The following is a 9465-nucleotide window of genomic DNA, read 5'->3' as shown; positions in this document are numbered from 1 at the left end:
CGGCGGGAGCGGCCGTGGCGCCGCGCCCTCAGAGGCGCTCAATCCTCTATGCCGGCGGCGCGGAGCGCGTCCTTCACGTCGCGCTCGATGCGCGGGCCGAGATTCGCCAATTTGCTCTCCAGCTCCCGGTCGAGCTTGGTAAGGCGGACCTGCATAACCGCCTGTTGCGCGCGGACATCGGCTTCGGCGGCGGCGGTCGCCGCAGCGTGGATGCGGGCGATTTCGGCGTGGCTGAGGCCATAGACCTTCGCGGGAGCCGCGGGCGGCTCCGGCACGTCGGCAAACGGCGCCGGCGGGGCTGGGGGCGCCGGGGGGGCGACCGGGTCCGGGACGCGGGTGATGCGAACAGCGTGGACCTGGCGCATCGCCATATGCGCCTGACGCATTGCGGTGCGGGCTTCGGCATGCGCCTGACGGGCTGCGGCGCGCGCCTCGTTGCGGGCGGCGGCGGCTTCGGCATTGGCTTCGGCGATGGCGGCCCGCGCGTCGGCCAGAGCCTCGACGCGGTCGCGGCGCGCATCCGCGATCGCTTCCGCCCGCTCACGCGCGGCTTCGGCCCGCGCCTCGGCGATTTCGGCGATCTCGTCGGCCGGAGCGACCGCATCCGCGGCTGCGATTGCGGCGGTCGCCTCGCCTTCGGCATGAAACGCCGCCTGCAAGGCGCGTTCCGCCTGCGCCGCCGCATGGCGCGCATAGGCATCGGCGCGATCGCGCGTCCGATCGAGGATGCGGCGGACCTGCGGATCCCTTGCGTCCTGCTCCGAACATTGCACGCCGGAGCCGTTGAAGCTGCCGCGCGGCAGGCCAGTGCAGCGCTCGGCGAGCACCGCCATGTCGGCCTTGCTGATGATCGGATGCGGCAGCGCCGGGAGCGCGACGATCACTTCAGAGTTGGGCTCGCGTTGGGCGATGCCCGGGCTGGCGATGAGCAGCCCACCACCGGCGAGCGCGGCGAGCGCGACGCCGCCGCCCAGCGTCCGTGCACGGCTGGAGCGGTGCTGCTTCATCATCTTGAGCCGGCGCTTGAGCTGGTCGGCGCGGTTGAGCGGACAGGCGACGATCTGGCCGGGCCGCGTCGCCGATTTGACCAGCGCGCGAGCGTAAGTATGGCGCCCGCCCTGCGCGATCCGCGCGGCGACCGCGCTGTCGCAGGCGAGCTCCTGATCGCTGCGGAAGGCGCGATAGGCGAACCAGGCGAGCGGGTGGAACCAGAGGAGCCCGAGCATGGCGAGCGCCGCGAGGTTCCACCAGATATCGCCGCGGCGGTGGTGGATGAGCTCATGCTCCAGCGCAAGCGCGCGCTCGTCGGCCGAATAGCGGGTCGCGAAATCGGTCGGCACGACGATGCGGCGCTTGACGAAGCCGACGGCGATCGGCCCGTCGACCGCGCCGCTTTCGACCACGGGCAATCCGCCGTGGCTTGGCGGATCGGCGGCACGCGGCGCATCGCCGATGCTCAATGTGAAGGCGCCATAGGCCGACTGCTGCCAGAGCGCGAACATCACCGCGCCGCCGAACCAGACAGCCAGCAGCATTGCGCCGATGCCGGTGCCCGATGGCTCGGCAGCGGCCTGGGGCACGAAGCCCTGCGTCGCTTCGGGCACGAGGATCATCACCGCGGGGGCGGACGGGAACAGGTCCATCAGTCCGAAATCGACGGGCGGCATCACCAGCCGCGCGAGGGGGAGCAGCCAGAGCGCATAGGCCCAACCCGCGCCGAACAGCCGCGCCACGGGTTCGCGCGCCGCAAGGACCAGCGCGAGCAGGATGGTGAGCGAGATGAGCGTGTCGACGAGCCAGGCGGTCATTGCTTCAGCTCCTTAAGGAGAGCTTCGATCTCGGCGATATCCTTGGCATCGAGCATGTCGCGCTCGGCGAGATGCGCGACCAGCGGGGTCAACCTTCCACCGAACATGCGATCGAGCAGCCGGTGCGATTCCCGCGTGACCACGTCTTCGCGGCTGATCAGCGGCCGATAGAGGAAGCGGCGGCCGTCTTCCTGATGCGCCAGCGCCCCCTTGGCGAGAAGCCGCGAGAGCATGGTCTTGACCGTCTGGATGCTCCAGTCGCGGGCAGGATCGACGCGGCTGGCGACCTCGGCGGCACCGAGCGGAGCCTCCTGCCAAAGGACCTCCATAAGCTGGTGCTCGGCTTCCGAAATACGCTCGGCCATCGCTCTCTCCCTCGCGATTACGCGTGTAGTTATTACGCCTACACCTGTAGTCGTCAACCTGAACCCGCGATTAAGGCGGCTCGTGTGTTATGCGGATAACACGCATCCGCATCTCGTGAAAGTGTCGATAATCCTGACAATGCCAGAAAGTGTGGAGCGGTCGTAAAACACCGTGATCCGCGCCCCGACGAAGGTTTTTGCCGCTGGCACGTGGTGTGCGTTAAGTACTGCAATCCTGGTTTTCCGCTCGGGCGGGCAGCTCTTACCGGTCGCTACCCGCCCTTCCCTTTTCAGCCACCGGCGATGTCTGCCAGAGCGCGCGCGGTTTCCGGATTGGCCGGAAGGAAGGTCTCGATCGCAAGCTCCGAAAGGCTGATGTCGATCGGCGTACCGAACACGGTCGTCGTGCTGAGGAACGACAGGTCGCCGCCCGACGTGCGCAATACCAACGGCACGGCGACCCCGCCGAACGCGTCCCCGCCCTGCGCGATGCCGCCGGGATAAGCGCGAAGCTCGGCGAGGAGATCAGCTAGCCGCGAATCGCCGCTCGCGTCGATCTGCTGCTCGAGCCGGTGGAAGATGTGCGCACGCCACTCGGGCAGGTTGGCGATCCGCGGCGCGAGGCCGTCGGGGTGGAGGCTGAGCCGCAGCACGTTCAGGGGCGGGGCGAGCAGCGCAGCCGGGATGCCCGCCAGAAACGCCGCGACGCCCGCGTTGGACGATATCAGGTTCCAGAGCCGATCGACCGCAAGTGCGGGAAAGGGCTCGTGCGCCTTTAGCACCAGCTCGACCGCAGCGCGGGCGGTGGCGAGCGCGGGATCGTCGAGCGACCGTTCGGGCTGCGCCGGCGCGTAGCCCGCCGCAACGAGCAGGCGGTTGCGCTCGCGCGCCGGCACGGCGAGCGAATCGGCGAGGCGCAGCAGCATCGCGCGGCTCGGCTGCGAGCGGCCCGTCTCGACGAAGCTCAGGTGGCGCGACGATATCTCGGCTTCGAGCGCAAGATCGAGCTGGCTGAGCCGTCTGCGCGCGCGCCAGGCTTTGAGCTGCGCGCCCACTGATGTGGCTGCGGACTCGATCATCGCGTCTCTCCCTGGTCTCCAACGAGACGGGTTTAGGCCGCGGGCGACGAAACGCCATTACCTCCGGCGTAATCGACCGCATGACGCGGACCGGCGATGATCAGGGCATCGAAACCACGACCAGAAAGAAATGCGATTATGTCCAACGCCACTTTTCTCCGCCGCATTCTCGCGCTCGATGCCGCCACCTGCATCATCACCGGCACCCTGCTTGCGCTGGCGGCCGCGCCGCTCGCCGGCCTGTTCGACCTGCCGCAGGCGCTGGTGAGCGGCGCGGGTATCGCTCTCGTCCCGATCGGGCTGTTCATGGCCTTTCTCGCCACGCGTACGCAGCCGCCGCGACTGCTCGTCTGGGCGGTGATCCTCGGCAATGTCGTCTGGGCGGTCGAGAGCTTCATCGTGATCGGCCAGTTCGGCCCGACGACGCTGGGCGCGGCCTTCGTGGCGGCGCAGGCGCTGGTCGTCGCGGGGCTCGCCGCGCTCGAATATGTCGGGCTGAAGCGGATGACGCCCGCGGCCGCCCGCGCCTAAATCGGAAAGGCGGGGCGTCCGTCCTGGACCGCCCCGCCTTATCGCGCACAACATTCACCAAACCTCCGTCATGCCGGACCTGATCCGGCATCTCACTTTTCTTCGCGGCCGTGGAAAGAAGAGAGACCCCGGATCACGTCCGGGGTGACGATTGGGTGGAAGGGATGGTGACGCCCTCGCGGCTTACTCCGCCTTGGCGACCTGCTGTTCGGTGAACATCTGCTGCAGCTCGCCCGCCTCGAACATCTCCATCATGATGTCCGATCCGCCAACGAACTCGCCCTTCACATAGAGCTGCGGAATGGTCGGCCAGTCGGAATATTCCTTGATCCCCTGGCGGATTTCCGCGTCCTGGAGCACGTCGATGGTGTCGAACTTGACGCCGGTGTGGTCGAGGATCGCGATCGCGCGGCTCGAGAAACCGCATTGCGGGAAGAGCGCGGTGCCCTTCATGAAGAGCACGACATCGCTGCCGTTGACGATCTCGTCGATGCGGGTGCGGGCGTCGGTCATAGTCGAACTCCTAATCGGGGATGGCGGTGGTGAGCTGGAGCGCGTGGAGCACGCCGCCCATCCGCCCGCCCAGCGCCTCGTACACGCGCTGGTGCTGCTTGACGCGCGGCAGGCCGCGGAAGCTCTCCGCCACCACCCGCGCGGCATAATGATCGCCGTCGCCCGCCAGATCGGTGATCTCCACCGCCGCATCGGGAATGCCGGCGCGGATCAGCGTCTTGATCTCTTCTGCGGCCATCGGCATGGTGCGGTCAGCCTTGCGCCTCGATGAAATGACGGCGCGCGTCGACCGTCTTGTTGGCGAGTTCCTTCTGGATGCGCGCCTCGTCGATCTCGACCCCGGCGGAGGTGAGATCGCCCAAGAGCTTGCGCACCACATCGCCGTCGCCCGCTTCTTCGAAATCGGCACGGATCACATCCTTGGCATAAGCCTCGCGCTCGACCTCGGAGAGTCCCATCAGCCCCGCCGCCCACTCGCCGAGCAGCCGGTTGCGGCGCGCGGTGATCTTGAACTGCATCTCCTGATCGCGGGCATACATATTTTCGAATGCCTTTTCGCGGTCGTCGAACGTGGTCATGGCGGTCCTTCGGTTGTTCCTCGCCTGTCAGATAGGCGGGCAGGTGCGGGCGTGCAACGGCGCGATCACAGCATCACCGCCATCAGCGTCAGAAGCAGCACCGGTACCGCCAGAACGAACAGGAAGAGGATTGCGAGCACGAAGAGCGTTCCGCTGCGATTGTCGAACCGCCAGGCAAGCCCGAGGAAGGCCAGTACGACGGCGACCAGAAGGCCCGCCCACTGCACGCGGCGTCAGTCCATCGTCACCACGAGTTTGCCGACCGCTTTGCGCGCCGCCATGTGCGCGATCGCATCGCCGCCGCGCTCCAGAGGCCAGGTGCCGCTGACCTTGGGCGCGATCTTGCCCTCGTCCCAGAGGCGGAACAGCGTCTGGAGATGCGCGGCATTCGCCTTGGGATCGCGCGCCGCGAAGGCGCCCCAGAAGACGCCGCAGACGTCGCAGCTCTTGAGCAGGGTGAGGTTGAGCGGCAGCTTCGGGATGCCGGCGGGAAAGCCGACGACGAGATAGCGGCCTTCCCAAGCGATCGCGCGCAGCGCCGCTTCCGCATAATCGCCGCCGACGGGATCATAGATGACGTCCGCGCCACTCGGCCCCACCGCATCCTTGAATTGCTGCGCCAGCGCCTTCGCGGCATCGCGATCGAACGGCCCGCGCGCATAGACGATCACGTCGTCGGCGCCCGCCTCGCGCACCGCCGCCGCTTTTTCCTCCGACGACACCGCGCCGATGACGCGCGCGCCATAGGCCTTGCCGAGCTCGACCGCCGCGAGGCCGACGCCGCCGGCCGCGCCGAGGACGAGCAGCGTCTGCCCGGCCTGAAGCTTGCCGCGATCGAGAAGGGCATGGATCGACGTGGCGTAGGTCAGGATCAGCGCCGAGCCCTCGACGAAATCGCGGCCCGGCGGCAGCGGCATCGCCATCTTCGCATCGACGAGGATGCGCTCGGCGAGGCCGCCGTGGCCGACCATCGCGATCAGCCGGTCGCCCGGCTTCCAGCCGGTCACCCCCTCGCCCACCGCCTCGACCTCACCCGCGATCTCGCCGCCGGGCGCGAAGGGGCGCGGAGGCTTGAACTGATATTTGTCCTCGATGATCAGCACGTCGGGATAGTTGATCGCGCAGGCGCGGACGCGGACTTGCAACTGCCCCGGGCCCGGCGACGGATCGGGCACTTCGCGGAGCGCCAGAGTCTCGGGTCCGCCGACGGCTTCGGACAACAGGGCCTTCATCGCATTCCTCCGCAAATTTCGCGCGAAGTAGAGATCATTTCGCCGGCTGGGGAAAGGCCGGGAGCTTGGCGATGTCGGCGGGTTCGTGCTGGATGACGACCTTCGCCTTGAGGTTCTTGGCGACCCGGTCGAACCGGTCCATCGAGGCGAGCGTCTGGCTGCGATCGGTGTTGAACGAGGGCACGCCGCGGTTCGCGACCTGCTCGGTGAAATGATATTGATCGCCCGAGAGCAGCACCGGCCCGCTGGCGAGGCGGACGAGCAGCGCCTGATGCCCCTCGGTATGGCCCGGCATGCTGAGGATGGTGACGCGGCCGTCGCCGAACACGTCCTTGTCGCCTTCCACTTCCTCGACCTTGCCGCCGCCGCTGGTCCAGGGGCCAAGCAGCTTGGTGATCGGCGGATAGGCCTTGGCGACGGCATAATCCTTCTTGCCGATCAGCAGGGTGGCCTTCGGGAAGTCCGCCGCCTGGCCGATATGATCGAAATGATAATGGCTGATGCCGACATGCGTGATCGCATCGGGCTTGACGCCGATCCGCGCGAGCTGCGGCACGATCCGCTGCTTCAGCGTCATCGTACCGAAATCATCCTCGGCCGATTTCTTGAGACCCGTGTCCCACAGCAGCAGCCGATCGCCGCTGCGGATCAGATAACAGCTCGCCGTCAGCGTCTTCTTCTGGCCGGGGTAGAGATAGGTGTCGGAGAAGGTGTCGAGATCCTTGATCGCGATCGATCCGCAATCGAGGCGGTAGAGTTCGAGAGGTGCTGCCGTCTTGGGCGGCGCCTGCATGCCAGCAAGCGCCAACCACGCTGCCGTAGCAGCCGCTATCATCCCCACGCGCATAATCTTTCCCCTGTCTCGATCGCGCGCCATGATCGACCGGCCAACGCCGGGCGGTCAAGACGTTACGCTTCGGACCAACAGGCGGTCAGCTCACATAGTTCGCCGTGGTCTTCGCTGCGACTTCTTCGGCGGTGACGCCGGGGGCCAGTTCGATGAGCTTGAACGGGCTGTCGTGATCTGGGCGGTGGAAGACGCAAAGGTCGGTGACGATCATGTCGACGACATTCTTGCCGGTCAGCGGCAGTGTGCATTCCGGAATGAACTTGGGATCGCCGTTCTTGGAAACATGCTCCATCACGACGATGATCTTCTTGACGCCCGCGACCAGGTCCATCGCGCCGCCCATGCCCTTGATCATCTTGCCGGGGATCATCCAGTTGGCGATGTCGCCGTTCTGGGCCACCTCCATCGCGCCGAGCACGGTCAGGTCGATATGCCCGCCGCGGATCATCGCGAAGCTCTGTTCCGAGCCGAAATAGGATGACGAGGGGAGCTGGCTGATCGTCTGCTTGCCGGCGTTGATGAGGTCGGGATCGACCTCGTCGTCATAGGGGAACGGCCCGATCCCGAGCATCCCGTTCTCCGACTGGAGCGTGACCGTCATCCCCTCCGGAATGTTGTTCGCGACGAGCGTGGGGATGCCGATGCCCAGATTGACGTAATAGCCGTCGCGCAGCTCCTTGGCGGCGCGGGCGGCCATCTGGTTGCGGTCCCAAGGCATCGATTCTTCTCCCGGCGATTAGGCGCGTCCCTCCAAGCGGAGGATGGCCGCATCGTCAAATGGCTTTTCGCGGGGAGCGGCCCAGCAGCGCTATTGCGGCACGAGCTTGACCAGGCGACCGCGGGCGCCGTCCTCCAGCACCCAGATGGCGCCGTCCGCGCCCTGCTCGACTTCGCGGATGCGGCGGTTGAGCGGAATGCGGCCGATCTCGCCCGAGCCGTTCTGGGTCACCCGCACACGAATGAGACCTTGCGACTGGAGCCCGGCGAGGATGAAATCGCCGTCCCAGCCGACGAAGCGCGTTCCGCGATACTGGATCATTCCGCCCGGCGCGACCGATGGCGTCCACACCACGAGCGGCGCGGCGAATTCGGGGCGGGTGGAGTGGCGCGGCAGCACTTCGCCGTCATTGCCTTCCGAGACGATCCGCCAGCCGTAATTGGCCCCGCGGGTGATGAGGTTGAACTCGTCGCCGCCCTCCGGCCCATGCTCGCTGGCGAACAAGCGTCCGTCCTCGGCGAAGACGAGGCCGTAGGGATTGCGGTGGCCGAGCGTCCAAATCTCCGGGCGTGCATTCGGAGTGGCGACGAAAGGATTGTCGTTGGGCACGCTGCCGTCGGGGCGGATGCGGATGATCTTGCCGAGCGTGCCACTTAGATCCTGTGCGGGTGCGCCCTGGTGGCGCTCACCGGCCGTGACGAAGAGGAAGCCGTCGGGCGAGAAGGCCATCCGTCCGCCATAGTGGCGCGTGTCGCCGGAAATCTTGGGGGTCTGGCGCCAGATGACTGTCACGTCGGCAAGCGACCCGTTGCCGTTGGGATCGATGGTCAGCGTCCCGCGTGCCACCGCCGTCCCCGCGCCGCCCGATCCGGCTTCGGCATAGCTGAGATAGATGCGCCGGTTGCTCGCATAAGCGGGATCGAGCGCGACATCGAGCAGGCCGCCCTGCCCCGTCGCCTGAACCGCGGGGGTGCCGGAAATGGGCGCGCCGACCGCGCCGCCTTGCGTGATCACCCGCAGCCGCCCGGGCCGCTCGGTGACGAGCATCCGGCCGTCCGGCAGGAAGACCATCGCCCACGGATTGTCGAGCGTGGCGATGACGCTCGCGGTGACCGACGTGGTGGGGGTCGGCGTGGGCGAAGGCGTCGGGGTGGGAGTCGGTGACGGAGAAGGCGTCGGCGAAGGCGTCGGTGAAGGCGCGGGCGTCACGGTGCCGGAACCGTTGCCGCCGCAGGAGGAGAGGAGGAGCGCGGTCGATGCGAAGAGCGCCAATCCCACATGGCGGCGAACTTGTCCGAGCCGCCCCTTGCCACCATCCGCCATGCTGTCCTCCGTTCGCTATCCCGAGAACGAACGAAGCCAGATTATTCTCCCTGCGAAACGGCCCGGTCGGTGCACGACAGCATCGGCCACGCACGCCAGGTGCCGATCGCATAGATTACCCCGAACACGAGCACGATCAGCGAAGACCAGAGGATGAAGGCCGGCGAAAGATCGGGACGATTGAAAGCCGGCGGGTGCAGTACGAGCAAACCGCGCGCCAGGTAGATGGCGCTGATCAGCACGAGCGCGGTGCGCATGAGCGGCAGACGCCGGATCACGCCTGCGCCGGCAAAGGCATAAATGACCCATAGCGCGAGGATGGCGGCGATGCCGGCCGTCATCAGCGCCGGCGTCCAACTCCCTTGCTCGGCCGCGCGCGCGACGCCTTCGCCGGCGCCGAAGAAACGATACCAGTCCGGGCCACCGGCGATGCAGGCGAGATGCAGCAGCGCGGCGGCGGCGCTCATC

At 67.3% G+C, this 9465-nt stretch carries 13 protein-coding genes; 1 reads left to right on the top strand and 12 read right to left on the bottom strand.

Annotation, left to right across the window (positions count from 1 at the left end; translation table 11 throughout):
- Window positions 1-38: 38 nt before the first annotated feature.
- From B9N75_RS11185 to B9N75_RS11175, 3 genes are all read right to left on the bottom strand, one after another.
- Window positions 39-1808, bottom strand: coding sequence for a M56 family metallopeptidase (locus tag B9N75_RS11185; protein ID WP_085218875.1), 1770 nt, complete (start codon window positions 1806-1808; stop codon window positions 39-41).
- On the bottom strand, window positions 1805-2173 hold the full coding sequence (locus B9N75_RS11180) for a BlaI/MecI/CopY family transcriptional regulator (protein WP_085218874.1): 369 nt from the start codon (window positions 2171-2173) through the stop codon (window positions 1805-1807). The genes B9N75_RS11185 and B9N75_RS11180 overlap by 4 nt, the downstream gene beginning before the upstream one ends.
- A gap of 290 nt (window positions 2174-2463) precedes the next feature.
- On the bottom strand, window positions 2464-3252 hold the full coding sequence (locus B9N75_RS11175; protein WP_085218873.1) for a helix-turn-helix domain-containing protein: 789 nt from the start codon (window positions 3250-3252) through the stop codon (window positions 2464-2466).
- Between the two features lie 138 nt (window positions 3253-3390).
- Here B9N75_RS11175 and B9N75_RS11170 point away from each other — a divergent pair, with 138 nt between their 5' ends.
- On the top strand, window positions 3391-3783 hold the full coding sequence (locus tag B9N75_RS11170; RefSeq protein ID WP_085218872.1) for a hypothetical protein: 393 nt from the start codon (window positions 3391-3393) through the stop codon (window positions 3781-3783).
- A 183-nt stretch (window positions 3784-3966) separates the two neighbouring features.
- Here B9N75_RS11170 and grxD read toward each other — a convergent pair whose 3' ends face one another.
- The 9 genes from grxD to B9N75_RS11130 form a co-directional block, all read right to left on the bottom strand.
- A complete protein-coding gene (grxD, locus tag B9N75_RS11165) occupies window positions 3967-4296 on the bottom strand; it encodes a Grx4 family monothiol glutaredoxin (RefSeq protein WP_085218871.1) in 330 nt (109 codons plus the stop codon).
- 10 nt (window positions 4297-4306) lie between these two features.
- Window positions 4307-4540, bottom strand: coding sequence for a BolA family protein (locus tag B9N75_RS11160; protein ID WP_085218870.1), 234 nt, complete (start codon window positions 4538-4540; stop codon window positions 4307-4309).
- A gap of 7 nt (window positions 4541-4547) precedes the next feature.
- Window positions 4548-4874, bottom strand: coding sequence for a DUF1476 domain-containing protein (locus B9N75_RS11155; RefSeq protein ID WP_085218869.1), 327 nt, complete (start codon window positions 4872-4874; stop codon window positions 4548-4550).
- A gap of 65 nt (window positions 4875-4939) precedes the next feature.
- Window positions 4940-5101, bottom strand: a complete 162-nt coding sequence (locus tag B9N75_RS14090; protein WP_157123807.1) for a hypothetical protein — start codon at window positions 5099-5101, stop codon at window positions 4940-4942.
- Window positions 5102-5107: 6 nt separating this feature from the next.
- Complete coding sequence (locus B9N75_RS11150) at window positions 5108-6106, bottom strand: NADPH:quinone oxidoreductase family protein (RefSeq protein ID WP_172840873.1); 999 nt, start codon at window positions 6104-6106, stop codon at window positions 5108-5110.
- A gap of 34 nt (window positions 6107-6140) precedes the next feature.
- Window positions 6141-6899 (bottom strand): N-acyl homoserine lactonase family protein, encoded by a 759-nt coding sequence (locus B9N75_RS11145; protein ID WP_244552335.1) that lies wholly within the window; start codon window positions 6897-6899, stop codon window positions 6141-6143.
- A gap of 139 nt (window positions 6900-7038) precedes the next feature.
- Window positions 7039-7674 (bottom strand): CoA transferase subunit B, encoded by a 636-nt coding sequence (locus tag B9N75_RS11140; protein WP_085218867.1) that lies wholly within the window; start codon window positions 7672-7674, stop codon window positions 7039-7041.
- A 90-nt stretch (window positions 7675-7764) separates the two neighbouring features.
- Window positions 7765-8997 (bottom strand): PQQ-dependent sugar dehydrogenase, encoded by a 1233-nt coding sequence (locus B9N75_RS11135; protein ID WP_085218866.1) that lies wholly within the window; start codon window positions 8995-8997, stop codon window positions 7765-7767.
- A gap of 41 nt (window positions 8998-9038) precedes the next feature.
- The gene (locus B9N75_RS11130; RefSeq protein ID WP_244552334.1) at window positions 9039-9464 is read right to left on the bottom strand and encodes a hypothetical protein; all 426 of its coding nucleotides are present in this window, start codon (window positions 9462-9464) and stop codon (window positions 9039-9041) included.
- Window position 9465: the final 1 nt, after the last annotated feature.

Source organism: Allosphingosinicella indica, from assembly GCF_900177405.1.
Lineage (GTDB): Bacteria > Pseudomonadota > Alphaproteobacteria > Sphingomonadales > Sphingomonadaceae > Allosphingosinicella > Allosphingosinicella indica.
Note: the sequence above shows the minus strand (reverse complement) of the source record. Positions and strands in the feature narration are given on the sequence as shown.

Bases quoted from the DNA above. Each gene is read 5' to 3' on its own strand.
- B9N75_RS11180 (WP_085218874.1), bottom strand. From the start codon at position 2,173: ATGGCCGAGCGTATTTCGGAAGCCGAGCACCAGCTTATGGAGGTCCTT.
- B9N75_RS11170 (WP_085218872.1), top strand. From the start codon at position 3,391: ATGTCCAACGCCACTTTTCTCCGCCGCATTCTCGCGCTCGATGCCGCC.
- B9N75_RS11175 (WP_085218873.1), bottom strand. From the start codon at position 3,252: ATGATCGAGTCCGCAGCCACATCAGTGGGCGCGCAGCTCAAAGCCTGG.
- B9N75_RS11150 (WP_172840873.1), bottom strand. From the start codon at position 6,106: ATGAAGGCCCTGTTGTCCGAAGCCGTCGGCGGACCCGAGACTCTGGCG.
- B9N75_RS11145 (WP_244552335.1), bottom strand. From the start codon at position 6,899: ATGCAGGCGCCGCCCAAGACGGCAGCACCTCTCGAACTCTACCGCCTC.
- B9N75_RS11155 (WP_085218869.1), bottom strand. From the start codon at position 4,874: ATGACCACGTTCGACGACCGCGAAAAGGCATTCGAAAATATGTATGCC.
- B9N75_RS11135 (WP_085218866.1), bottom strand. From the start codon at position 8,997: ATGGCGGATGGTGGCAAGGGGCGGCTCGGACAAGTTCGCCGCCATGTG.
- grxD (WP_085218871.1), bottom strand. From the start codon at position 4,296: ATGACCGACGCCCGCACCCGCATCGACGAGATCGTCAACGGCAGCGAT.
- B9N75_RS11160 (WP_085218870.1), bottom strand. From the start codon at position 4,540: ATGCCGATGGCCGCAGAAGAGATCAAGACGCTGATCCGCGCCGGCATT.
- B9N75_RS11140 (WP_085218867.1), bottom strand. From the start codon at position 7,674: ATGCCTTGGGACCGCAACCAGATGGCCGCCCGCGCCGCCAAGGAGCTG.
- B9N75_RS11130 (WP_244552334.1), bottom strand. From the start codon at position 9,464: ATGAGCGCCGCCGCCGCGCTGCTGCATCTCGCCTGCATCGCCGGTGGC.
- B9N75_RS11185 (WP_085218875.1), bottom strand. From the start codon at position 1,808: ATGACCGCCTGGCTCGTCGACACGCTCATCTCGCTCACCATCCTGCTC.